The 23,069-nt window shown below is 71.6% G+C and carries 25 protein-coding genes and 1 tRNA gene; 13 read left to right on the top strand and 13 right to left on the bottom strand.

All coding sequences use genetic code 11. The features are described from left to right. Nucleotides 1-78: 78 nt before the first annotated feature. Nucleotides 79-1,338 (bottom strand): MDR family MFS transporter, encoded by a 1,260-nt coding sequence (locus tag ACIQF6_RS06885; RefSeq protein WP_400891010.1) that lies wholly within the window; start codon nt 1,336-1,338, stop codon nt 79-81. A gap of 108 nt (nt 1,339-1,446) precedes the next feature. On the opposite strand from ACIQF6_RS06885, the gene ACIQF6_RS06880 reads away from it, so the two are divergent. The 3 genes from ACIQF6_RS06880 (at nt 1,447) to ACIQF6_RS06870 (ending at nt 3,581) form a co-directional block, all read left to right on the top strand. Continuing rightward, nucleotides 1,447-2,205: a phosphoglyceromutase gene (locus tag ACIQF6_RS06880; RefSeq protein WP_400891007.1), complete on the top strand. Its 759-nt coding sequence runs from the start codon at nt 1,447-1,449 to the stop codon at nt 2,203-2,205. A gap of 229 nt (nt 2,206-2,434) precedes the next feature. Next, nucleotides 2,435-2,728: a DUF1330 domain-containing protein gene (locus ACIQF6_RS06875; RefSeq protein ID WP_400891004.1), complete on the top strand. Its 294-nt coding sequence runs from the start codon at nt 2,435-2,437 to the stop codon at nt 2,726-2,728. Between the two features lie 265 nt (nt 2,729-2,993). Next, entirely contained in the window at nt 2,994-3,581 is a 588-nt protein-coding gene (locus ACIQF6_RS06870) for a lytic polysaccharide monooxygenase (protein WP_400891002.1), read from the top strand. Nucleotides 3,582-3,708: 127 nt separating this feature from the next. Here ACIQF6_RS06870 and ACIQF6_RS06865 read toward each other — a convergent pair whose 3' ends face one another. Together ACIQF6_RS06865 and phoU are read right to left on the bottom strand one after the other, a co-directional pair. Then, the gene (locus tag ACIQF6_RS06865; protein WP_400891000.1) at nt 3,709-3,891 is read right to left on the bottom strand and encodes a hypothetical protein; all 183 of its coding nucleotides are present in this window, start codon (nt 3,889-3,891) and stop codon (nt 3,709-3,711) included. 152 nt (nt 3,892-4,043) lie between these two features. Further along, nucleotides 4,044-4,718 (bottom strand): phosphate signaling complex protein PhoU, encoded by a 675-nt coding sequence (phoU, locus tag ACIQF6_RS06860; RefSeq protein ID WP_400890998.1) that lies wholly within the window; start codon nt 4,716-4,718, stop codon nt 4,044-4,046. A 290-nt stretch (nt 4,719-5,008) separates the two neighbouring features. On the opposite strand from phoU, the gene ACIQF6_RS06855 reads away from it, so the two are divergent. Together ACIQF6_RS06855 and ACIQF6_RS06850 are read left to right on the top strand one after the other, a co-directional pair. Beyond that, a complete protein-coding gene (locus ACIQF6_RS06855; protein WP_400890995.1) occupies nt 5,009-6,265 on the top strand; it encodes a sensor histidine kinase in 1,257 nt (418 codons plus the stop codon). Beyond that, a complete protein-coding gene (locus tag ACIQF6_RS06850) occupies nt 6,262-6,954 on the top strand; it encodes a response regulator transcription factor (RefSeq protein WP_043914922.1) in 693 nt (230 codons plus the stop codon). Before ACIQF6_RS06855 ends, ACIQF6_RS06850 begins: the two co-directional genes overlap by 4 nt. Before the next feature lie 85 nt (nt 6,955-7,039). Here ACIQF6_RS06850 and ACIQF6_RS06845 read toward each other — a convergent pair whose 3' ends face one another. Beyond that, nucleotides 7,040-7,669, bottom strand: coding sequence for a DUF461 domain-containing protein (locus ACIQF6_RS06845; protein WP_400890992.1), 630 nt, complete (start codon nt 7,667-7,669; stop codon nt 7,040-7,042). Nucleotides 7,670-8,043: 374 nt separating this feature from the next. On the opposite strand from ACIQF6_RS06845, the gene ACIQF6_RS06840 reads away from it, so the two are divergent. The 7 genes from ACIQF6_RS06840 (at nt 8,044) to ACIQF6_RS06810 (ending at nt 14,807) form a co-directional block, all read left to right on the top strand. Further along, nucleotides 8,044-8,526 carry a CarD family transcriptional regulator gene (locus ACIQF6_RS06840; RefSeq protein ID WP_014136563.1) on the top strand — a complete coding sequence of 161 codons (483 nt, stop codon included), beginning with the start codon at nt 8,044-8,046 and terminating at the stop codon, nt 8,524-8,526. Nucleotides 8,527-8,758: 232 nt separating this feature from the next. Next, the gene (gene ispD / locus ACIQF6_RS06835; RefSeq protein WP_400892161.1) at nt 8,759-9,520 is read left to right on the top strand and encodes a 2-C-methyl-D-erythritol 4-phosphate cytidylyltransferase; all 762 of its coding nucleotides are present in this window, start codon (nt 8,759-8,761) and stop codon (nt 9,518-9,520) included. Continuing rightward, nucleotides 9,510-10,013, top strand: coding sequence for a 2-C-methyl-D-erythritol 2,4-cyclodiphosphate synthase (ispF, locus tag ACIQF6_RS06830; RefSeq protein WP_400890989.1), 504 nt, complete (start codon nt 9,510-9,512; stop codon nt 10,011-10,013). The genes ispD and ispF overlap by 11 nt, the downstream gene beginning before the upstream one ends. A 42-nt stretch (nt 10,014-10,055) precedes the next feature. Further along, entirely contained in the window at nt 10,056-10,448 is a 393-nt protein-coding gene (locus tag ACIQF6_RS06825; RefSeq protein ID WP_400890986.1) for a PPOX class F420-dependent oxidoreductase, read from the top strand. Nucleotides 10,449-10,514: 66 nt separating this feature from the next. Further along, nucleotides 10,515-11,909 (top strand): cysteine--tRNA ligase, encoded by a 1,395-nt coding sequence (gene cysS, locus ACIQF6_RS06820; protein WP_400890983.1) that lies wholly within the window; start codon nt 10,515-10,517, stop codon nt 11,907-11,909. Nucleotides 11,910-11,992: 83 nt separating this feature from the next. Beyond that, nucleotides 11,993-12,982 carry a 23S rRNA (guanosine(2251)-2'-O)-methyltransferase RlmB gene (rlmB, locus tag ACIQF6_RS06815; protein ID WP_400890981.1) on the top strand — a complete coding sequence of 330 codons (990 nt, stop codon included), beginning with the start codon at nt 11,993-11,995 and terminating at the stop codon, nt 12,980-12,982. Nucleotides 12,983-13,331: 349 nt separating this feature from the next. After that, on the top strand, nt 13,332-14,807 hold the full coding sequence (locus ACIQF6_RS06810; protein ID WP_400890979.1) for a DoxX family protein: 1,476 nt from the start codon (nt 13,332-13,334) through the stop codon (nt 14,805-14,807). A 279-nt stretch (nt 14,808-15,086) separates the two neighbouring features. Here the strand turns inward: ACIQF6_RS06810 and ACIQF6_RS06805 are convergent, their stop codons facing one another. From ACIQF6_RS06805 to ACIQF6_RS06795, 3 genes are all read right to left on the bottom strand, one after another. Then, entirely contained in the window at nt 15,087-15,524 is a 438-nt protein-coding gene (locus tag ACIQF6_RS06805; protein ID WP_400890976.1) for a hypothetical protein, read from the bottom strand. Nucleotides 15,525-15,701: 177 nt separating this feature from the next. Continuing rightward, nucleotides 15,702-16,790, bottom strand: a complete 1,089-nt coding sequence (locus ACIQF6_RS06800; RefSeq protein ID WP_400890973.1) for an ABC transporter ATP-binding protein — start codon at nt 16,788-16,790, stop codon at nt 15,702-15,704. A 265-nt stretch (nt 16,791-17,055) separates the two neighbouring features. After that, nucleotides 17,056-17,373 (bottom strand): hypothetical protein, encoded by a 318-nt coding sequence (locus ACIQF6_RS06795; RefSeq protein ID WP_400890971.1) that lies wholly within the window; start codon nt 17,371-17,373, stop codon nt 17,056-17,058. A gap of 332 nt (nt 17,374-17,705) precedes the next feature. Between ACIQF6_RS06795 and ACIQF6_RS06790 the strand changes: the two genes are divergently transcribed. After that, nucleotides 17,706-17,779: transfer RNA gene (locus ACIQF6_RS06790), tRNA-Thr, on the top strand. An 89-nt stretch (nt 17,780-17,868) separates the two neighbouring features. Here ACIQF6_RS06790 and xerC read toward each other — a convergent pair. The 6 genes from xerC to ACIQF6_RS06760 form a co-directional block, all read right to left on the bottom strand. After that, entirely contained in the window at nt 17,869-19,023 is a 1,155-nt protein-coding gene (xerC, locus tag ACIQF6_RS06785; protein WP_400890969.1) for a tyrosine recombinase XerC, read from the bottom strand. Then, nucleotides 19,023-19,211 carry a helix-turn-helix domain-containing protein gene (locus tag ACIQF6_RS06780; protein WP_400890967.1) on the bottom strand — a complete coding sequence of 63 codons (189 nt, stop codon included), beginning with the start codon at nt 19,209-19,211 and terminating at the stop codon, nt 19,023-19,025. Before ACIQF6_RS06780 ends, xerC begins: the two co-directional genes overlap by 1 nt. Nucleotides 19,212-19,645: 434 nt before the next feature. Continuing rightward, a complete protein-coding gene (locus ACIQF6_RS06775) occupies nt 19,646-21,133 on the bottom strand; it encodes an ATP-binding protein (RefSeq protein WP_400892159.1) in 1,488 nt (495 codons plus the stop codon). A gap of 2 nt (nt 21,134-21,135) precedes the next feature. Further along, on the bottom strand, nt 21,136-21,990 hold the full coding sequence (locus ACIQF6_RS06770) for a bifunctional DNA primase/polymerase (protein ID WP_400890965.1): 855 nt from the start codon (nt 21,988-21,990) through the stop codon (nt 21,136-21,138). Beyond that, entirely contained in the window at nt 21,987-22,211 is a 225-nt protein-coding gene (locus ACIQF6_RS06765) for a hypothetical protein (RefSeq protein WP_400890963.1), read from the bottom strand. The genes ACIQF6_RS06770 and ACIQF6_RS06765 overlap by 4 nt, the downstream gene beginning before the upstream one ends. Nucleotides 22,212-22,221: 10 nt before the next feature. Further along, nucleotides 22,222-22,929: a DNA methylase gene (locus ACIQF6_RS06760; RefSeq protein ID WP_400890960.1), complete on the bottom strand. Its 708-nt coding sequence runs from the start codon at nt 22,927-22,929 to the stop codon at nt 22,222-22,224. Between the last annotated feature and the right edge of the window lie 140 nt (nt 22,930-23,069).

Raw genomic sequence — 23,069 nt, 5'->3', positions numbered from 1 at the left:
AAACGGTCAAACCGTCAGACCGTCACGCCGACCGACTGCGGCGGTGCGGCGGCGGCGACCCGACCGGCTGGGCGCCCGTCAGACCGTCACGACGGCCGGCTCCGCGGTCTGCGCCACCACCTCGGCGGGCTGCGGCGAACGGCGGGCGATCGGCACGTACGCGACGGCCGCCAGGGTGCCCGCGACGGCGCAGGCGCCCCACAGCGCCCAGCCGCCCCCGTACTGCAGCAGCAGGCCGCCGCCCGCCGGGCCGACGAAGGACGCCAGCGACCAGGACAGCGAGTACACGCCCTGGTAACGGCCGCGGGCCCGGGCCGGGGAGTGCTCGGCGACCAGCGCCATCATGGTCGGCGCGTTCATGATCTCGCCGACCGTCCAGATCCCCACCGCCAGCGCGTACATCGCGACCGAGGAGTCCGCCACCGCCGTCAGGCCGAAGCCCCAGCCGGTCAGCAGCGCGCTCACCACCAGCAGCGCGGTGCGGCTGCGGCCCTCCATCAGCCGGGTCAGCGGGAGCTGGAGCAAAACGATCAGCACCCCGTTGAGGCTGACCACCAGGCCGTACTGCTCGGTCGAGACACCGTGCTGCCCCATGTCGACCGCCAGCGTGGTCGAGCCCTGCTGGAACACCAGCGCCAGCAGCAGGTTCACCCCGACCACCGCCATGAACGGGCCGTTGCGGAACACCGCGCCCAGGCCGACCGCCGGGGCCGACGGCTCGTCGGCGGCCTCCGCGGCCGCCTGCGACAGCGTCTCGGGGACCTTCACGAACACCACCACCGCGCACAGCAGGGTGGTCAGCGCGTCCAGCAGGAACAGCAGGAGATAGCCGTGCACCGCGATCAGGCCGGCCACCGCGGCCGAGGCGCCGAAGCCGATGTTGATCGCCCAGTAGTTCAGCGAGTACGCCCGGGTCCGGTCGGCGGCCGGCACCAGGTCGGCGATCATCGCCGAGACCGCGGGGCGGGAGGCGTTGTTCGCCAGGCCGACCAGGAACGCCACCGCGGCGATCGCCACCTGGCCGTCCGTGAAGCCCAGCACCGCCGTGAACACCGCCGTCGACACCTGCGCCACCAGCAGCGTGGGCCGCCGCCCGAGCCGGTCGGTCAGCACCCCGGCGCCGACCGCCGCGATCGCCGAACCCAGCCCGAACAGGCCCGCCACCAGGCCCGCGTACGACGCCGAATAGCCCCGCTCGTGCGTCAGATAGAGCGCCAGGAACGTGACCACGAAGCCGCCGAGCCGGTTCACCAGCGTCGACGTCCACAGCCACCAGAACTGGCGCGGTAGCCCACCGCCCGCCCTGCGTACTTCGGACACCAGGCGGGCGAGGAACATGGGGGCTCCCAGGGGCGACGAAACAGTAAGCGGCGTAACTGCGGAACGCACATTACGACGCACGTGGACAGCCCGGCCAGCGAATTTCCCCTCCACTAAGCTGGCCCCATGGCTGACACGACCTACCGCTTGATCCTGCTCCGCCACGGCGAGAGCCAGTGGAACCAGAAGAACCTCTTCACGGGATGGGTCGACGTCGACCTCAACGAGAAGGGCGAGAAGGAGGCGGCCCGCGGCGGTGAACTGCTGCTCGCCGAGGGCCTGCTGCCGGACGTGCTCCACACCTCGCTGCTGCGCCGTGCCATCCGCACCTCGCAGATCGCCCTCGACAAGGCCGACCGCCACTGGATCCCGGTCCGCCGCAGCTGGCGCCTGAACGAGCGCCACTACGGCGCCCTGCAGGGCAAGGACAAGGCCCAGACCCTCGCCGAGTTCGGCGAGGAGCAGTTCCAGCTCTGGCGCCGCTCCTACGACACCCCGCCGCCCGCCCTCGCCGACGACGCCGAGTACTCGCAGGCCGACGACCCGCGCTACGCCGAGATCCCCTCCGAGCTGCGCCCGCGCACCGAGTGCCTCAAGGACGTCGTCGAGCGCATGCTGCCCTACTGGTACGACGCCATCGTGCCGGACCTGGCCGCCGACAAGACCGTCCTGGTGACCGCCCACGGCAACAGCCTGCGCGCCCTGGTCAAGCACCTCGACGGCATCTCCGACGAGGCCATCGCCGGCCTCAACATCCCCACCGGCATCCCGCTCGTCTACGAGCTCGACGCCGACTTCAAGCCGGTCAACCCCGGCGGCCGCTACCTCGACCCGGAGGCCGCCGCCGCCGCCATCGAGGCGGTCAAGAACCAGGGCAAGAAGTAAGCCCCACGGCACAACGGCCCCTCACCTGCGCTTTCGGCGCGGGAGAGGGGCCGTTGTCGGTGCCGGGCCGGCTGCGGGCCGCAGGCCTTCGCGCCGGGACGCCGTCGTTTCGACGGCCGTGGCCGGACCCGACCTGATCAGGCGCGGAAATCGGCTGTTCCGCGATGCCGACCGCGAGTGCCTTCTATATTCGGGCTCGGATGTGCTCTTACGAACACCGGGGGATTCCGTGCCGAAAGGCTATTGGGTCAGTGTCTACCGCGCCGTTTTCGACGCCGAGAAGCTGGCCGCCTACAACGAGCTGGCCGGTCCGGCCGTCCGGGCCGGGGGCGGGCGGCTCCTCGCCCGTGACGGCCGGGTCGTCGCCTACGAGGCCGGGATCGTCGAGCGCACCATCCTGATCGAGTTCGACAGCTTCGAACAGGCCGTCGCGGCCCGCGAGAGCGACGCCTATCAGGAGGCGCTGGCCGTGCTCTCCGACGCCGTCGAGCGCGACTTCCGCATTGTCGAGGGCCTCGACTGACGGTTGGCGACCTGCCCGGCGTCCGGCATCGTCGGCGCCCGCCTGAATGGGGTATTTCAGGCGGCCCGGGGGCGGGTGCGTCAACTGCCGGGCGGGGGCGAGTGGTTCAGACCACGAAGAATGGTTCAGACCATTGACGGGGGTCGGTGGGGGCTTCTAGCGTGGTGGTCAATGTCAGCGCGGGCATGCCAAAGCTGGCCGCAACCCCCACGCGGTCCCGCGCCTGCCCGTGCATGTACTCCATCCACCCCCACGGAGGAGCACCATGCGCAAGCGCAACATCCTGGCGGTCGGCATCGCGGCCGCCGCAGCGACCCTGGCGACGGCGATCCCCGCCAGCTCGCACGGGTACATCACCACCCCGCCGAGCCGGGCCGGCCTGTGCGGCGCGGGCGTGGTGAAGAAGTGCGGCGACATCCAGTGGGAGCCGCAGAGCGTCGAGGGCCCGAAGGGCTTCCCGGCGCAGGGGCCGGCCGACGGCACGCTGTGCGCCGGCGGTGACGCCCGCTGGGCCCAGCTGGACGACCCGCGCAGCGGCGGCTGGCCGACCACCAAGGTGACCGCCGGTCAGCAGCTCACCCTGACCTGGACCTTCGAGGCCCGGCACGCCACCACGCAGTTCCGGTACTTCATCACCAAGCCGGGCTACGACGCCACCACCAAGATCACCCGGGCGAACCTGAACCCGACCCCGATCCTGACCGTGCCCTACGGCGGCAAGGAGCCCCCGGCCACCCTCAGCCACACCGCCACGCTGCCGTCCGGCCTGACCGGCCACCAGGTGATCCTGGCGGTCTGGGACATCGCCGACACCGGCAACGCGTTCTACCAGTGCATGGACGTCACCTTCTGACGCACGAGCACGCACGAACACGCACGGGCACACGCCGGCACGTATGAGCGCGCGCGGGCGCGCGCGGGCACACGCCGACACGCACGAGGGCCGGGCACCGACGGGTGCCCGGCCCCTGTGCGCGCCGTCAGTGACCGCCGCCGCAGCAGTCGCCGGTCGCGCCGCCGCACTGGCAGGGCGCGCCGGACTGGCAGCCGCAGCCGCAGCCCGGGCCGCAGCCGCAGCCCGCGGCGAGGACCGGCAGCAGCTTGGCGGCGGTCGGGGCGAGTGGGCTCGGCGGGGGAGTGGTCGGGTTGCCGGTCGTCTTCATCGCGCTGCAGCCTCCTCGTCCGGGCGGAGCCGGGCAGCCCGGTGGACGCCCGTCCCTTCGAGTGAAACGGCAGCCCGACGTACCGTCAACGGGCGTGCGGGGGTGGACAGTTCGCGCGGCGTGCGCCCCCTGGGGGCGCACTGGAGAAAGGTTTACTCGGCCGAGTCCGCGGCGGCGATGAACTCGTCCACGTGCTCGCCCGTGACCAGGAACACCACGCGCTTGGCGACCGACACCGCATGGTCGGCGAACCGCTCGTAGTACCGGCCGACCAGGGTGACGTCCACCGCGGTCTCGATGCCGTGGTGCCAGCGGTCGTCCAGCAGGTGCGAGAACAGCTCGCGGTGCAGCGCGTCGATCGCGTCGTCGTCCGCCTCCAGCTCCAGCGCCTTGTCCACGTCCTTGGTGGCGATCACCAGGCCGGCCTTGGCCACCAGGCGCTGCGCGAGCTGCCCCATCTCCAGCACGATCGGGTGCAGGTCGTTCGGGACGGCGGTCTCCGGGTAGCGCAGCCGGGCGACCTTGGCGACGTGCCGGGCCAGGTCGCCGCAGCGCTCCAGGTCGGAGCTCATCCGCAGCGAGGTGACCACGATCCGCAGATCGGTGGCGACCGGCTGCTGGCGGGCCAGCAGGTCGATGGCCCGGTTCTCCAGGTCGTGGTGCAGGTTGTTGACCTTCTCGTCGGCGGCGATCACGCTCTCCGCCAGCTCCAGGTCCGCGTCCAGCAGTGCGGTGGTGGCCCGTCCCATCGCCGAGCCGACCAGGCGGGCCATCTCGACCAGGCCGTCGCTGATCGAGTCGAGTTCCTCGTGGTACGCGTCGCGCATTGCGCTCTTCTCCTCCAGTACCGGTGTCGGTGGCGGTGCCGACCGGACGCCCCGCACCGGGCGGCCCGATGCGGGGCCGACCGAACGGACGGCCGCTGCTGGTGGCGCGAATGGTAGCCGCGTCACCGCCCACACGGGCTTGCACGGCCCAGACTTGTCCGTTCGGGCGACCCCCTGCGGCCTCAGCGGTGAATCAGCAGCATCGTGAAGGTGAATTCTCGGCAACGCCCGGCCGATGCCTTGATCGCACCCTTACGGAGCTCGCCCGAGCACCATTTACGCTGGCAGGCATGGACGTGAACGTGGCCGCCGCCGCTGCCTGCGCCATAGCCGGGCTCGGCGTCGGCCTCACCGCCTCCATCGCCTTCCGCTGGAGCGAGCGCGAGCAGAACCGGGGAAGCAACGGCAGCAGCAGGAATACGGGGCCGGAGCCCCTTCAGGAACCGGCCCTGCCGCCGGGCGTGGACACCGTGCTCTCGGTGCTGCGCTCCTGCGCGATCGTGCTCGGCGACGGCGACGAGGTGGTCAAGGCCTCCTCCGCCGCCTACGCGATGGGCCTGGTCCGCGGCGGCAAGGTGGCTGTCGAACCGATGCTCTCGCTGGCCCGCTCCACCCGCCGGGACGGTGAGATCCGGCAGATCGAGCTGGAGCTCACCCGCCCCGGCGCCTCCGCCCGGGCCGCCGAACCGCTGGCGGTCTCGGTCCGGGTCGCCCCGCTGGGCTCCCGGCTGGTGCTGGTCCTGGTCGAGGACCGCACCGAGCGCCGCCGGATCGAGGCGATCCGCCGCGACTTCGTGGCGAACGTCTCGCACGAGCTGAAGACCCCGGTCGGCGCGCTCTCGCTGCTCTCCGAGGCGGTCGCCGACGCCGCCGACGACCCGGAGGCGGTGCAGCGCTTCGCCGGCCGGATGCAGGTCGAGGCGACCAGGCTGGCCAGCCTGGTCCAGGAGATCATCGACCTCTCCCGGGTCCAGGACGACCGCTTGAAGGTCGACCCGGAGCCGGTCTCGGTGGACGAGCTGATCGCCGAGGCGATCGACCGCTGCCGGCAGACCGCCGCCGCCAAGCAGATCGTCATCGCCGCAGGCGGCACCACCGGCCTGTACCTGGTCGGCAACCGCGGCCAACTGGCCGCCGCACTCGGCAACCTGGTGGAGAACGCGGTGAACTACAGCCCGCCGCGCACCAGGGTGGCGATCGCCACCCGCCGGATCTCCAGCGCCGCAGCGCTGGGCGAGGCGGACGGCGAGCTGATCGAGATCTCGGTGACCGACCAGGGCATCGGCATCTCGGAGAAGGACCGCGAGCGGATCTTCGAACGCTTCTACCGGGTGGACCCCGCCCGCTCCCGCCTCACCGGTGGAACCGGCCTCGGCCTGTCCATCGTCAAGCATGTCGCCGCCTCGCACCGCGGCACCGTGTCGGTGTGGAGCGTCGAGGGCCAGGGTTCCACCTTCACACTGCGGCTCCCCGCCGGGCAGGCCCCGGTCGAGGACCGCGCATCCTCTGCAGCACCCACACATCCTGCCCCGGAGGCCCGATCGTGACCCGTGTACTGGTGGTCGAGGACGAGGAGTCGTTCAGCGACGCCCTGTCGTACATGCTCCGCAAGGAGGGCTTCGAGGTGGCGATCGCCGCCACCGGGCCCGACGCGCTGGAGCAGTTCGAGCGCAACGGAGCCGACCTCGTGCTGCTCGACCTGATGCTGCCGGGCCTGCCCGGCACCGAGGTCTGCCGCCAGCTGCGGGTCCGCTCCAACGTTCCGGTGATCATGGTCACCGCCAAGGACAGCGAGATCGACAAGGTCGTCGGGCTGGAGATAGGAGCGGACGACTACGTCACCAAGCCCTACTCCACCCGCGAGCTGGTCGCCCGGATCCGCGCGGTGCTCCGCCGCCGCGGCGAGGACGCGAACGGCGACGGCGCCGCCGCCCCCGGCGCGCTGGAGGCCGGCCCGGTCCGGATGGACGTCGACCGGCACGTGGTGACGGTGGACGGCGCCAAGGTCGACCTGCCGCTGAAGGAGTTCGACCTGCTGGAGATGCTGCTGCGCAACGCCGGCCGGGTGCTCACCCGGATGCAGCTGATCGACCGGGTGTGGGGCGCGGACTACGTCGGCGACACCAAGACCCTGGACGTCCACGTCAAGCGCCTGCGGGCGAAGATCGAGCCCGACCCGGGCGCGCCGCGCTACCTGGTCACCGTCCGCGGCCTGGGCTACAAGTTCGAGCCGTAGGCCGGCTCCGCGCCGTAGGGCGCGTCCGCGACACACCACGAAGGGGCCCCGCCGCGGCGGGGCCCCTTCGTGATGCTGTCCGGTGTCAGTGCGCGGACGGCGACGGGCTGCCGGCCGGGGCGCCGGCGGCACCGGTCGGGGACGCCGACGGGACCGCGCCCGGGGAGGCGGTGACGGCGGGCGACGCCGAGGACTTCGACTGCGGACCGAAGCCCTGGTAGTAGCCGGCGGCCGGCTGCACGTTGGCGTTGGCGGTGGCGTCGCCGGCGTTCTTGAAGCTGAAGGTGGTGTCGGTGTAGCCGCCGACCGAGACCTTGGCGCTCGACACCTGGGCGCCCGCACCGCCGTTCGGGCCGCCCAGCAGCACCGACTCACCGGCGTGGATGACGATCTGCGAGACCTGCGCGCCGTGCTCGTCGGTCAGCTGGGCAGCGGTGCCGCCGACCTTGATCCCGGTCAGCACCAGGTCGTCCTTCGGCGCGGGGTTGGCGATGTTCGCGGTGACCGCGAGCGGGCCCGTGTACTCGCCGGCCGAGCCCTCGGGGGCGACCACGACGATGTTGTTGAGCTTGGCCGAGTTGTCGATCGAGGCCGCTGCATTGTCCGGCTTGATCTGCAGCGTGTCCGCGTCGTTGCCCGCCGCACAGGCGGACAGCGGGACGATCGCGGCGAGGACGAGGGCGGCGGCAGCGCCGCGTCGAAGGCTCCGGCTCACGGCGGCGACTTCTCCTTGGTGGGGACGATCCACGGAAGAGGGGATCACGGTCGGTGGTCGAAGGCCACACTACCGACCACATATATCCGGCTCTCACGGGGTGGCCCCGTGTCGCGGTCCGATCACGATCCGGGCGGCTCGGCGAGTCGGGGGCAAAAACTCAAGATCCAATCATGGTTTCGGGAGTGTGACCAGAGGTTTGACCGCCCTGGTCAGACCGCCTCCGACCTGCGAGAAGCCCCCGTCGAACACCGGTCGCAGCATGCGACGGGGGTGGTTGTCAAGCCCTGGGACCCGCCCTGACCTGCGAAAACGCCCTTCGGGTCAGCCGAAAAGCGTGTTATTCTGGAAAGCCACGGAAGGGGTCCTGTCACATGACGTTCAAGGTTGGCGACACGGTGGTCTACCCCCATCACGGGGCTGCGCTGATCGAGGCCATCGAAACTCGCCAGATCAAAGGTGTGGACAAGACCTACCTGGTGCTGAAGGTGCAGCAGGGAGATCTGACTCTTCGCGTTCCCGCGGAGAACGCCGAGTTCGTCGGTGTCCGCGACGTGGTGGGCCAGGAGGGCCTGGACCGCGTCTTCGAGGTGCTTCGCGCGCCGTACACCGAAGAACCCACCAACTGGTCGCGCCGTTACAAGGCGAACCTGGAGAAGCTCGCGTCCGGCGACGTGATCAAGGTCGCCGAGGTGGTCCGCGACCTGTGGCGCCGCGAGCGTGAGCGCGGCCTGTCCGCCGGCGAGAAGCGAATGCTCGCCAAGGCGCGCCAGATCCTGGTCAGCGAGCTCGCGCTCGCCGAGAACACCAACGAGGACAAGGCCGAGACGCTGCTCGACGAGGTCCTCGCCTCCTGAGGCCGAAGGCCCCGGAGACGGCCTCGGCACAACGGAGACGGCTTCGAGCGCAACTCGGCTCGACGTAGCGCCCGATGGCACCCGAAAGGGCGCCTCGGGCGCTTCGCCATGCCCGGAAGGCCCGGAAGGGGAACGGCACGGCGAAACAGTGGCGGAAGGGACGGCGCGGTTCCACTAACGTGCAGTCAGGAAGGGGGCCTGCCCGCTCGCGAATCCGCGTTCGGCACGGGCCATACCCATCGCGACCAAGGAGCCAAACCTGAACGCCTCAGCACAGCTCGCGGCAGCGGTCGTCCCGGCCGCCGGACGCGGCGAGCGACTCGGCCCCGGCGCCCCCAAGGCGCTGCGCGAACTCGGCGGCGTGCCGCTGCTGGTGCACGCGGTCCGGGCACTGGCCCGCAGCCGGGCGGTCGGCCTGGTGGTGGTGTGCGCGCCGCCGAACGGCGTGGCGGAGGTCGTCGCGCTGCTCGACAGCCACGGCCTGGACGGCAAGGACGTCCGGGTGGTGCCCGGCGGCGCCAGCCGGCAGGAGTCGGTGCGGCTCGGCCTGGCCGCGATCCCGGCCGGCACCCGGGTGGTGCTGGTGCACGACGCGGCCCGCCCGCTGGTCCCCGTCGAGGTGGTGGACGCGGTGGCCGCCGCCGTCCGGGCCGGCGCCGAGGCGGTGGTGCCGGCGGTGCCGCTGGCCGACACCGTCAAGCGGGTCGAGCCGCAGCCGGCCGGCCCCGAGCCGGTGCTGGACACGCCCGACCGCTCCACGCTGCGCGCCGTGCAGACCCCGCAGGGCTTCGATCTGGCCGGTCTGGTCGCGGCGCACGAGAGGGCCGTCGCCGAGGCCGTCGAGGTGACCGACGATGCCGGGCTGATCGAGCGCTTCGGCGGCCGGGTGGTCGTGGTGCCCGGCCACGAGGAGGCGTTCAAGGTCACCCGTCCGCTGGACCTCGTGCTCGCCGAGGCCGTACTCGCCCGCCGGAGGGCCACCGATGCCTACTGAGACCACCATCCCGATCCTGCCGCGGATCGGCATCGGCACCGACGTGCACGCCTTCGAGGCCGGCCGGCCGCTGCGGGTGGCCGGGCTGGACTGGCCGGGCGAGACCGGCCTGGCCGGGCACTCGGACGCCGATGTGGCCGCGCACGCCGCCTGCGACGCGCTGTTCTCCGCCGCCGGGATCGGCGACCTGGGCGCGCACTTCGGCACCGACCGCCCCGAGTGGGCGGGCGCGGCCGGCGTGGCGCTGCTCGGCGAGGCCGCCCGGCTGGTGCGGGAGGCCGGGTTCGAGATCGGCAACGTGGCGATCCAGGTGATCGGCGTCCGTCCGAAGATCGGCAAGCGCCGGGCCGAGGCGCAGGCGGCGCTGTCCGCGGCGGTCGGCGCGCCGGTGTCGGTCTCCGGCACCACCACCGACGGCCTGGGCCTGACCGGCCGGGCCGAGGGACTCGCCGCGATCGCCACGGCGCTGGTCTATGAACGGCCGTCCGCCTAGCCTGGACTGACGGTGCGTCACTTCTCGGTCACAGGAGGAATCATGGGCGTGGAACTCGCCGACGGCGTGAAGGCGCTGCTGGACACGAAGAGCTTCGCGGTGGTCTCGACGATCCAGCCGGACGGCAGCCCGCAGTCCTCCGTAGTGTGGGTCAAGCGGGACGGCGACGACATCCTGTTCTCCACCGTGCAGGGCCGCCGCAAGCACCTCAACCTGGTCCGCGACCCGCGGATCACCCTGCTGGTCAACCCGTCGGACAGCCCCTACCAGTACTTCGAGGCGCGCGGCGAGGTCACCATGACCACCGAGGGCGGCCGGGAGCTGATCAACGAACTGGCGCAGAAGTACCGGGGCCAGGACTACGCGTGGGACGAGCCGGACGCGGTGCGGGTGGTGGTGCGGCTCAGCCCGCGCAAGGTCGTCAACCACGTCTGACACCGAATCGAGCCGAGTAGGCGGAAGGTGGCGGGGCACCCCCCGCCGCCCACTACTCTGGACGCTGTGAGCCTTCGCCTGTACGACACCATGACCCGCCAGGTACGCGACTTCGTCCCGCTGGTGCCGGGCTGTGTCTCGATCTACCTGTGCGGTGCCACCGTCCAGGCGCCCCCGCACATCGGGCACATCCGGTCGGGACTCAACTTCGACGTGATGCAGCGGTGGTTCCGCTACCGCGGCTACGAGGTCACCTTCGTCCGCAACGTCACCGACATCGACGACAAGGTGATCGCCAAGGGGCGCGAGCAGTCCACCGAGTGGTGGAAGATCGCGCACGCCAACGAGCGGGCGTTCAACGAGGGTTACGACGCCCTCGGCTGCCTGCCGCCGAGCGCGGAGCCGCGGGCCACCGGCCATGTGCCGGAGATGATCGAGATGATGCAGGGCCTGATCGAGCGCGGCCACGCGTACGAGGCGGACGGCAACGTCTACTTCGCGGTCACCACGTACCCGGACTACCTGGCGCTCTCCAACCAGGAGTTGGAGAACCTGCGGCAGCCCTCCGGCGACAACGAGACCGGCAAGCGCGACGCGCGCGACTTCGCCATGTGGAAGGCCGCCAAGCCCGGCGAGCCGAGCTGGGACACCCCGTGGGGCCGCGGCCGTCCCGGCTGGCACCTGGAGTGCTCGGCGATGGTGCACAAGTACCTGGGCAGCTCGTTCGACATCCACGGCGGCGGGCTGGACCTGATCTTCCCGCACCACGAGAACGAGATCGCCCAGTCCAAGGCGTACGGCGACGACTTCGCCAACTTCTGGGTGCACAACGCCTGGGTCACCATGAGCGGCGAGAAGATGTCCAAGTCGCTGGGCAACTCGGTGCTGGTCTCCGAGATGGTGCAGCGCTGGCGGCCGATCGTGCTGCGCTACTACCTGGCCGGCCCGCACTACCGCTCGATGATCGAGTACAGCGAGGAGTCGCTGCGCGACGCCGAGACCGCGTTCCAGCGGATCGAGGGCTTCATCGAGCGCGCCGTCGAGCGCTGCGGCGCGGTCGACGCCGCGCCCGAGGTGCCGCTGGCGTTCGCCGAGGCGATGGACGACGACCTGGGCGTGCCGCAGGCCCTCGCCGTGGTGCACACCGCCGTCCGGCAGGGCAACAGCGCGCTCGGCGCGGACGACAAGGAGTCCACCGCGGCCCGGCTCGCCGAGGTCCGGGCGATGCTCGGCGTGCTCGGCCTCGACCCGCTGGACGACTTCTGGGCCGGCGGCGGCAGCCAGGGCGAGGAGCTCACCGGCGTGGTCGACTCGCTGGTCAAGCTGGTCCTGGAACAGCGCCAGGCGGCCCGTGAACGCAAGGACTTCGCCACCGCGGACGCCATCCGCGACCAGCTCGGCCGGGCCGGGCTGGCGATCGAGGACACCCCGTCCGGCCCGCGCTGGACGATCAACCAGTAGCCCCTCGGGGCGCATGGGGGCCGTACCTTTGTATGGGTGCGGCCCCCACGCACGAAGCAGACGCAGAGACAGGAAGTACAGCCATGGCCGGCAACAGCCAGCGCAGGAACCGCCGCAACCCCGGGTCGAAGAAGGGCGCGAGTGTCGGTACCGGCGGCCACAGCCGGAAGGCACTGCAGGGCAAGGGCCCGACGCCGCGCGGCGAGGAGCGCAAGGGACACCCCAAGCAGCGCGCCGCCAACGCGGCGCTGAAGCGTGAGCGCGACGCCAAGTCCCGGGCCGGCATGCGCCGCTCCGGCGGCCCGCGCAGCGGCCGCGGTGGCGCGGGCGCAGCCGAGCTGGTGGTGGGCCGCAACTCGGTGGTCGAGGCGCTGCAGGGCGGCGTGCCCGCGACCGCGCTGTACGTGCAGCAGTTCATCGACACCGACGACCGCGTCCGCGACGCCTTCCAGGCCGCCAACGAGCGCGGCATCCCGCTGATGGAGGCCCCGCGCCCGCAGCTGGACCAGATGACCGGCGGCCTGAACCACCAGGGCCTGGTGCTCCAGGTCCCGCCGTACGAGTACGCGCACCCCGACGACCTGCTGGAGGAGGCGGCCAACACCGGGCAGGACGCGCTGATCATGGCGCTGGACGGCGTCACCGACTCCCGCAACCTGGGCGCCGTGGTCCGGTCCGCCGCCGCGTTCGGCGCGCACGGCGTGGTCATCCCCGAGCGCCGCGCGGCCGGTATGACCGCCGGCGCCTGGAAGACCTCCTCCGGTGCGGCGGCCCGGCTGCCCGTGGCCCGCGCCACCAACCTGACCCGCGCGCTGGAGGCCTACCAGAAGGCCGGCCTGATGGTGGTCGGCCTGGCAGCCGACGGCGAGGCCGAGATCGGCGAGCTGGACGCGCTGACCGGCCCCGTGGTGATCGTGGCCGGCTCCGAGGGCAAGGGCCTGTCCCGGCTTGTGTCGGAGACCTGCGACCTGCGGGTGCGGATTCCGATGCCCGGCCAGACCGAGTCGCTGAACGCCGGTGTCGCCGCCGGCATCGTGCTGTACGAGGCCGCCCGGCTGCGCGCCAAGCGCTGACGCCGGCGTTTCGTCACGCTGCGTGACGCACCTCCGAAGGTCTTCCCGGGGTTTCTCCGGGGGATCCTCCGGAGGTGCGTCACTTTCATGAGTCAACCGATCGGGTTCGATCGCGCCCGATCGGATTTCTCATGATCACTTCAAATCCCCGTCCGGAATGCACCCGGGAGAGTGTCCTCCGGGCCCGTCACCCGGTTAGAGGGGTGTGGACACCAGAACACCTCGGCGTTTCGGGCAGCGCCCCGCGGCGATAGACGACGGCCCGGGCCTCAACACGGTCCGGGTTCCGTCCGACCCGGCGAAGCTCAGCAGCACCCAGGCCAGTTTCCGGGTCAGGCTCTCCGGCCCGGTGACCGCACTGATCGACCCCCCGACGGGCGCCGCCTTCGGAGACCCGTACGGCACCCGCCCGCTGGTCACCCCGCAGGTCGTGGTGCCCGCGGCGGCCGCGGCGCCCGCCCTGGCCGGGATCACCGCTGCCTCCGTCACCGGCGCCGCACCCCGCCGCAAGACCCGGGTGGTCACCTGGAGCGGCCAGGCCGGCCCCGGCGACACCGCCGCCACCCGGCTCCTCGACGCCGTCCGGCTGAACACCGTGCCCGCCCCGGCGAAGGCCTTCGCCGAACAGGACACCCAGCAACTGCAGGCCGTCCCCCGGCAGTACGGGGGCTCCGGCGCCGCCACGGGCTCCGGCCCGGCCCCGGACGAGACCTCGCGGGTGGGCATCGCCGAGCTGCTGGACGACTCCGTGCGGGTCGGCGGGCACAGCTGGCACCCCGAGGGCGAACTGCCCGAGGTGCCGTCGCTCGGCGAGGGCTCCAAGCACGCCTGGTACCCCGGCCGCCGGGTCGACCTCGGGCTGGTGCTGCTGCCGCTGCGGGTGCTGCTCGGCTCGCTGTCGGTGTACGCGGGCTTCAACAAGCTGTGCGACCCGGTGTACTTCGACGGCGGCGAACGCGGCTCGATGATGCGCTGGCTGTCCTCGCTGCACCCGTGGAAGGTCGCCCAGCCGCTGCTGGACTTCGCGATGGCCCACCCGGTCGGAGCGGGCCTCGCGGTCTCCTTCGCGGAGATCGTGATCGGCGTGCTGTCCATCCTCGGCCTGTGGCAGCGACTCGCCGCCGGCGGCGCGATGGCGCTGTCCGCGGCCCTGCTGTTCACCGTCAGCTGGCGGGCGGTGCCGGCCTACGACACCCCCGACCTGATCTTCCTCGCGGCCTGGAGCCCGCTGCTGATCGCCGGCGCCCCGTTCGCCTCGCTGGACGGCCGGATCGCGCTGGAGGCGTTCCGCCGCCACGGGCCCGCCGAACCCGCCGCCGTCCGGCGGCGGATGCTGCGCCGTCGGACGGTGGTCACCGCGGTGGTGGTCGGTCTGACGCTGCTGAGCGGCTCGCTGCTGGGCGCCGCAGTGCGGACCGGCCGCACCGCGCCGGTCCGCCCGTCGACGGACTTCGGCACCCCGGTGTGGCCGAGCAACAGTCCGTCGCCCTCCCCGGCCAGCCCCTCGCCGACGCCCACGCCGTCCCCGACCAAGGCGACGCCCTCGCCCAGCCGCAGCGGCACCAAGCCCAAGCCCAGCACCGGCCCGACCGGCAGCTCCCCCTCCTCCCCGCACGCCGGGACGGGCAGCGGGAGCGGCTCTGGGAGCGGCTCCGGAGCCGGCGCCGGGGCCACCAGCTCCGGCGGCGCCACCGGCGGCGCGGGCGGCACGCCCAGCACCCCCCGCTCACAGCCCTCGCAGGGGGTGATCGGCGGGCTGCTCGGCAGCGGGCCGCCGCTGCTGGAGCTCGGCATGCGACCGGCTGCCGCGGGCGGGACGGTCTGACGCAGCGACAGGGCCCCTTCCGGGAGGAACTTCTCCTGGCAGGGGCCCTTTGTCGTGCGTGTGGTGTGCTGTCGTGCGGGAGAGCGGTTGGTGCTGCTGCGAAACGGGGGAGGCACGCCGACAGGGGCGCGGAGAACTGCGCGACAAGCGCAAGGCCCGCCCGCAAGGTCGCGATCAGGTGCAGGTCACTGTCCTGCGTCGCGATCCCGCTGACGGGTGCCTTCCGCTTCGCGCAGTTCCCCGCGCCCCTGTCGGCGTGCCTCCCCGGCTGTGCTCGGGCTATCCGACGACGCCGGCGGCGAAGGAGCCGTCGCAGACCGGGCGGGCGAAGGAGCGGGCGCGCTGGACGTCGCCCTGGTACTTCTTCACCGCGGCGCGGCCGAGCTCGCCGGCCAGGGTGCTGCAGTACGGGGTGAGCGAGGGCTTCTCCCGCATGGTGCGTTCCAGGAGGTCGAGCGCGGTGCCCGGGTTGTGGTTCTTGAGCTCCTCCATCAGATCCACCCGGAGGGCCTCCTGTGCGGCCATGCCCTGGGTGTTGGGGGAGGTGGAGGTCCGGCCGATGGTGCCGTCCCCGCTGGACGCCGCGACCACCTGCTGGTCCAGCCCCGTCGGTGGGGCCCATGGGACACGGGTGACGGCGAGGGTGCCGGTGGTCACGAGGACGACCGGCAGAGTGAGGGCAACGGTCTGGCCGATTCGGCGAACGAGCTGTTTCACGCACAGGAGAGTAGCGGTGCGTGGCGGAACAGGCGCGCCGCGTTACCCCAACGAGTGACGGGTGTCCTGTTTTGTTCCGCCATCGGGTTGACGAAGGCCCCCGGGAACGGCGGAACCCCCTGCCGACAGCTGTCGGCAGGGGGTTCCGGTGCGGCCGTCGGCGGCCGCGTCGGCGGCTCAGCGGCTGAGGCGCTCACCGGTGGTGGCGAAGACGTGGGTCTCGTTGCCGACCGGGACGACGTGGATGGTCTCGCCGCGCTGCGGGATCTCCCGGCTGTGCACGCGGACCACGATGTCCTTGTCCTGGCCCGACACCTGGGTGGTGCCGTACACGAAGCCGTCCGCGCCGAGCTCCTCGACCACGTTGACGGTGACGGCGACGCCCTCGACGCCACCGGCCGGGACGATCTGGAAGTGCTCGGGGCGGATGCCCACCACGACGTTCTTCGCGGAGCCGGCCTTCGCCAGGTCCTCGCGGTCGATGTTGATCACCGAGCCGCCGAACTTGACGCCGCCGTCCACCAGCGGAACCTCGATCAGGTTCATCGCCGGGGAGCCGATGAAGCCGGCCACGAACAGGTTGGCGGGCCGGTCGTACATCGCGCGCGGGGCGTCGACCTGCTGGAGCACGCCCTTGTCGAGCACCGCGACGCGGTCACCCATGGTCATGGCCTCGGTCTGGTCGTGGGTGACGTAGACCGTGGTGATGCCCAGGCGGCGCTGCAGGCCGGCGATCTGGGTACGGGTCGAGACGCGGAGCTTGGCGTCCAGGTTCGACAGCGGCTCGTCCATCAGGAAGACCTGCGGCTGGCGGACGATCGCGCGGCCCATCGCGACACGCTGGCGCTGACCGCCGGAGAGCGCCTTCGGCTTGCGGTCCAGGTACTCGGTCAGGTCGAGGATCTTGGCGGCCTCTTCGACCTTGGTGCGGATGTCCGCCTTGTTCACGCCGGCGATCTTCAGGGCGAAGCCCATGTTCTCGGCGACGGTCATGTGCGGGTACAGCGCGTAGTTCTGGAACACCATCGCGATGTCCCGGTCCTTCGGCGGCAGGTGGGTCACGTCGCGGTCGCCGATGCGGATGGCGCCCTGGTTCACGTCCTCCAGGCCGGCCAGCATGCGGAGGGAGGTGGACTTGCCACAGCCGGAGGGGCCGACCAGGACGAGGAACTCGCCGTCGCCGATCTCCAGTTCGAGCGCGTCGACCGACGGCTTGTCGGCACCCGGGTAGATGCGGGTGGCCTTGTCGTACGTCACAGAAGCCATGCTGCTTCGCTCCTTCACCGGCAGGAACGTGCCGGACGATCCGAGTAAAGGTGGAGTGGTCTCTGCCGTCCCGGGTGGTCTGGACCACTGGCCCGGGTGCGACTCCTCGTGACGGTACCTGCCGACTCGTCCTTTTGTCAGCCCTCCCCCGCCCCCGACTTCCGCATCGATCCGGTCACGCCCGGCCGGAGGGGAAGTGCCACCAGCAGCCGACCGGGCCGCCGCACCCTGCGGATGCGGCGGCCCCGGCGCTTGCGGCAGTACTTCAGTGGTCCTGGAGGTTGAACGCCACCACGGCCATCACGAGTTCGGCCAGACCGATCGCGATGCCTGCGATCCGGCCACGGCGGGCCACCTGCTTGTACTGCGGGTGGAGCCGGACTTCGGGGTCGCGGGCCGAGGGCATGTCCTCGGGGATCTTGCCCATCCACCGCAGTGGCCCGGCTGCCAGGAGGAAGCCGATTGCGCCGACGAAGAGAATCGTCCGGGTCTGGCGGTTGAGCAGGGCCGCGGCGGAGTAGAAGACGATCGCCGGTCCGATGTTCCGAAGAGCAACGGCTCGCCTCCGTCGGGCCGGCGCCATCCACAGGACGGTGGCGGCCAGAACGCCCGAGCCCAGCGCGGCCAGTACCCAAAGGCTCCAGGTCGGTAGTGATTCGATATTGATGGCTCACCGTCCGAATCGGGTTGGGCCGTTGCCGACAGCCGGTCAAGATAGGCCCGGCCCGAGCCGGCGCACAAGAGTGCGACGGCCCGGCGAGGCCGCTTCCGAGGGAGCCCGACCCACTCCGAACGCCCCCGGCCCGGGAGATCGGGCCGGGCCGTCCCATATCCCGCCCACAACCCCGCATCCCCCCGTTCCCGCCCGGTACACTGCCCACTGGTGCCGCCGTGGATCCTGCGGACGGTCACCGCGCCTCCTTAGCTCAGCTGGCCAGAGCACCGCTCTTGTAAAGCGGGGGTCGTCGGTTCGAACCCGACAGGGGGCTCCGCACTTTCCGCACGTCAGTGACTTGCGAACGCAGAAGGGCCCCCGACCGGTATCGGTCGGGGGCCCTTCTGACATCTCAAACTGACATCAGCGACCCGGTCGACGGCGCTTCAGCAGCCGGTCCATGTGGCTCATCGCCTCCCGCTGGTTGTCCTGCACCACGTGGGCGTAGACCTCCATCGTGACCGCGATCTGGCTGTGCCCGAGGATCGCCATCAGGTCACGAGGCTGCACCCCGGCCGCCGCCAAGAGCGTCGCGCAGCCGTGCCGGGTGTCGTGCAGTCGGGCCGGCGGCAACGCCTCGGCCGCCGAGATCCGGGTGAACGACCGGCTGAGGTTGCGGGGCTCCACCGGCCGCCCCGTGCCCGTCGTGAACACGAAGTCGGACGGGCGCCAGTCCCGGCCGGCTGCCAGACGTTGGCGACGCTGCTCGGCCTGCCGCAGCCGCTGCCAGCGCAGCGGGGCCACGCACATCAGTGGCAGCGGGATCACCCGCGTCCGGCGCGACTTCGGGGTGTCGGCGTACAGCTCGCCGTCGACGCGCTGGAGCTGCTGGCGCACCGTCAGGGTCCGCCGGTCCAGGTCGACGTCCTGCCACCGCAGCCCCAGGATCTCGCCCCGACGGAGGCCGAGCGCCACGGCCAGCACGAACGCCGGGTAGAGCGCGTCCGATCGGGCCCCCTCCAGGAACAGCAGGGTGTCGTCCAGGCTCCACGGCCGCGTCTCGCGGTACTTCACGCGCGGGGCCTGCACCAGCTTGGCGACGTTGCGGGTGATCAGCTCGTCCCGGACCGCCGCAGACAGGGCGGTCCGCAGCACCAGGTGCGACTCCTTGGCGCTGGCCACCGACACCTTCTTCGTCACCGTGGCGATGAGCCGGCGGACGTCCGCCGTGCCCACCCCCTCCAGCGTTTTGGAGCCGAGCACCGGCAGGAGGTGCAGCCTGATGTGCATCTCGTACTTGTCGAAGGTGGTGCGCTTCCGGTTGGGCTTGACGAAGTGCTCCAACCAGTAGGGAAGCCACTCGGAGAGCTTCGCCGACCGGGTGGGGGTTGGGATGTTCTGGCGGTCCCGCCGGACCAGTTCCTGGCGCTTCTCGTCGCACTCCAGCCAGGTCGAGCCGTAGACGTACTTGCGGGCCCGGGTGCCGTCGGGCTGGAGGACGTAGACGGCCGCCTGGTAGCGCCCGTCCTTGCGCTTGGTCACCGTGCCGGAGCCGTTGGGGTTCCGCTTCTTCACCATCAGGCTGCCTCTTCCATCTTGGTGCGGATGTAGTCGTGGACGGAGGTGAGGGGGATGCGGCGGGAGCGTCCCTCGGTGAAGCTCTTGAGCTTCCTAGCGCGGATCAGGTCGTAGACCTTGCCGCGACTCATCCCGAGGACGGCCATGACTTCGGGGACTTTCAGTACGACAGGGGCGACTTGGCTCATGAAGGTCCACTCCTGCTGGTCGATCGGGTCCGGGCGTGTGTCCTAGGTGGGGATTTCTGCGTCATCGCGTCATCAGCGTCATGCGGGTGCTCTGACCTGCTGTTTTGCATGACGCAGCGTCGGGGTTGTGCGTCATGGGTGCGTCATGGGCTGCGTCACGGATGACGCAGCCCATGACGCAGATGACGCAGGATGACGCAGCGTCCGTCGTCTGCGTCATGCCCTTCACCGCAGGTCAGGGGCCGTTTTTCGGCCGTCATGACGCACATGACGCAGCGTTCCTCTACTTAGGAAAAAGGAGGGGCTGTCTGTTGGTGGTTGTGTGCGCCTCAGGGCGAAAGGAGGAGCCGCTTCGCGGCGCGTTCTGGGGCGGCGCGGCCGCCAACAGCAAGAGGAGCACGCGGTGCGAGCGCACGCCGTGCTCCTCTTGCTGTTCAGGTTCGGTGGTCGGGCAGTTCGGGTTGCTCGTGTTGGGGGGTGGGGGCGGGGCGGGCCATTTCGAGGTAGCGGCCGGTCATGGTGCGGCCGGTGTCGATGAGGACCTGGCGGGCGGCGAGGGTGGGTTGGAGGCGCTTGAGGCGGTCGGAGAGGACTTTGCCGGTGGTGGGCCAGCCCTTGGGCAGGGGGCGGGTCTCCTCGCCCGCGTAGAGGCGGCTGAGGCATTGGAGCCACTCGGTGGACGTCATCCGCTGCGCGCTGCCGGCGGCGATGGTCTCGGCGTGCTTGAGGACGGTCTGTGCGAGGAGGTCGCCCTCGATGACGTCGTCGTTCAGGTCGTCGAGGCTGGCTCGGTAGGCGGCGAGCGCTCCGAGGCCGGTGGCGGCGTCGAGCTGCGCGCACAGGTGGGCGAAGTCCGCCATCCGCAGGTCGGTGGGGGTCTCCGCCTCGGTGGCGCGGACCTGGACGGTGAGGTCGAGCAGGGAGCCGAGAACGACGGGCAGCACCTGCTCGTACTCGGTCCACAGTTCGGCCTCGGTGCGGCGCACCTTGGGCCGCTCCAGTCGCAGGGGTAGGAGGCGTTCGGCGAGGTCGGGGCGGATGACGCCGACGTCGATGCCGGTCAGCAGCAGTGGCCGGCGGTAGGAGGCGCGGTGGACGTCGCCGTCGGTGAACAGGGCGCGCTTGACGGACTCGGCTCCGGTGACGATGCAGCACATGGCGTCGGACAGGTCGGGGGTCATGTGGCTCAGGTTGTCGAGGGCGGTGACCCATCCGGCCGCGACGGCGGCGATGAGGTTCTCCTCGTCCTTCGGTGCCCGGCGCAGGTCGCCGCTCATGCCCTCGACGATCCGCACGAGCATCCGGCCGCCGGTGGACTTGCCCGCGCCCTGCGGCCCGGTGAGGAACGGCGCGGGGACGGGGACGGACGGGCCGAGGCAGCCGATGAGCCAGGCGACGGCCAGGCACTCGGAACTGGCGTTGGCGAAGTTCGTCAGCCGCAGCAGCAGGTCGATGCCCTTGCCGTCGGTGTCCTTGGCCGGGATGGGGAGTTCGCCGGTGAGTTGGGTGCGCCGCCAGCACACTTCCTGGGGGTCGGGGGTGAGGACGTCCCAGCCGGTGGGGTGGATGCGCACCGACAGGCCGTCGGCGCGCCCGAGGTCGAGCCAGGTCGCGCCGTCGAAGCCGGGGGCGACGCGGATGTGAACCTGCTGCACGGCCTCGGACATGGCGAGCGCTTCGATCAGGTCGAGCGCCTCCTTGAGGGCGGTGCCGTTGAACACGCCGACGCCGTCCCGGAACAGGCCGACCATGAGTTCCTGGCGGTGGCTGCCGGTGGTGCCCTGGGAGCGGATCGGCCGGGCGACGGGGTGGCCGATCCGCTGGGCGTAGACGGTGCCGTCGGCGGTGCGGAAGTACCGGAAGTGGGCCTGCGCGTAGTCGGCGATGACCTCACGCGCCGGGGTCTTCTCGTCCTCGGACACGGTCACAACCCCAACGTGGTCAGGGCGTTGGACCACGCGTCCGCGCAGTGCCGGGCGGTCTCGCCCTTCGCGCCGGCGGCGGCGAACAGCCGCTGCGTGTGGGCCTCGGTCAGGCACCCGCACCGGCCGTGCGTGGACAGGACCGCGAGGAACGCCCCGTAGACGGTGGCGTGCACGGCGGCGGTGGCGGCGGTGATGGTCTGCTCGGCCATGGCGATGCCGCGCTCCAGGAAGACGGGGCTGCGGTGCGGGCACCGGCCGCCCCCGGCCGGCACCGACACGGAGACACGCACAGGCCGGACCGGGGCGGACTCCCTCACGAGCAGGTCGCGGACGGCGTCCGGCAGGTCCGTCATGGTGCCGGTGCCGGAGCCGAGCCAACGGGCGTAGGACATGGACGACTTGACGTCCACGCCGGGCCGCACGGCGTTGGCGGACGGCATGACGCCCCGGTAGAGCCAGTGCTCGCCCCGGGTGGTGGTCACGATCCGGGTGGCGGGCAGGTTGTCGTGCGCCCACGCGATGGCGTCGGCGTTGTCGAGGTCGACGATGGTCAGGCCCGCGCCGCCGGGGTGGTAGGCCACCCCGTCCGCCTGCCGCCACGCCCGCGTCCACACGGGCGAGCCGATGACGGCGGGGTCGGTGGTGGCGGCGGCCCAGCCGTGGCACGGGTGGGGGCAGGTGCAGGGGCCGGGGGTCTTCATGTTCGGCCGGCCGCCGCACGCGTTCTTCGCGCAGGCGGGGCAGTTGCCGAACGGTACCTTCCCGGCCCGCAGCGGCAGCACGGGGATGCCGGATGCCGCAAGGGAGAGCGCCACGGACAGGTGGTCTCCCCGGATCAGGGTCTGTTCGGTCATGCTGGTGTCTCCAGTTCTCTAGATCGGTGCTGGATTGGCGGCGGCCCCGTTTCTTGGCAGAGGGGGCCGCCGTCGTTGTTGTTCGTCGCGGCTTCGGCGCAGACCTTGTGCGCGGGTCTGCGCTGCTCGTCGCGCAGTGGGGTGGGGTGGCCGCACCAGCGGCAGGAGAGGGTGCGGGTGCGGTCGTACTGCCGGGCGTCGCGCCAGTCGAGGGCGGCCACGGCCGGAGCCTCAGGCGGCGAGCGGGACAGGCGTACCGACGAGCCGGGCGAGGGCGTGGCGGCCGATCAGTTCGGTATAGGCCGGGGGGATGGCTTCGGTGAGTTCTTCGCGGACGTCGGTCCAGGTGATGCCCATGGCGTGCTGCATCTCGGTGATGGTGGCTTTGCCGCCGCCGGAGCCGTACGCGGCGACGTAGGGGCCGTCGTGGTACTGGCCGTGTCGCCAGCCCCGGACGCGGCCCCGGTGGCGGGGGTGGGCGGGGTTGGGCATGGTCCAGCCGCCGAGTTCGAAGTTGCGGTGCCGCAGGACGCCCAGCTCGAACATCTCGCCGCAGAGGCTGATGTCCTTGCGCACCGGGGCGCGGCCGTTGGGCTGCTCGATGACGTAGGGCCGGCCGGTGGACTCGGCGGCGGCGCGGGTGGCGGCGACCAGGTCGACGTGGGGGGTGCCCCAGCCCATGGCGGTGTTGGTGCCGACGGTGAGCGCGCATCCGGCCTGGCACGGCGGCGAGGTGTGGATCAGGTCGTACTCGGCCCCGTGGGCGCGGATGTACTCGACCGCGTCGCCCTGGACGAACCGGTACGGGTAGTTCGGGCGGGGGCGGATGTCGATGCCGGTGACGTCGAACCCGGCGCGGTGGTAGCCGGTTCCGGCACCCCCCGCGCAGCAGAACGCGTCCAGCACCCGCAGCCCGTTGGACGGGCGGGTGAGGTTCATTCGGGTTTCCTCCGGTCGCGGTGCGGCCCGGCGGGCGGCCTGGCGGGGCCGTCTCGCCGGACTGTCAGGGCAGGTGTCAGGCGCGGGTGTCAGGGGGCGTCAGGGCGCGTCTGACACCGCGTTTGCCTAGGGGTTTGGGT

This window comes from Kitasatospora sp. NPDC092948, assembly GCF_044754805.1.
In the GTDB taxonomy this organism is placed as follows: domain Bacteria; phylum Actinomycetota; class Actinomycetes; order Streptomycetales; family Streptomycetaceae; genus Kitasatospora.
Note: the sequence above shows the minus strand (reverse complement) of the source record. Positions and strands in the feature narration are given on the sequence as shown.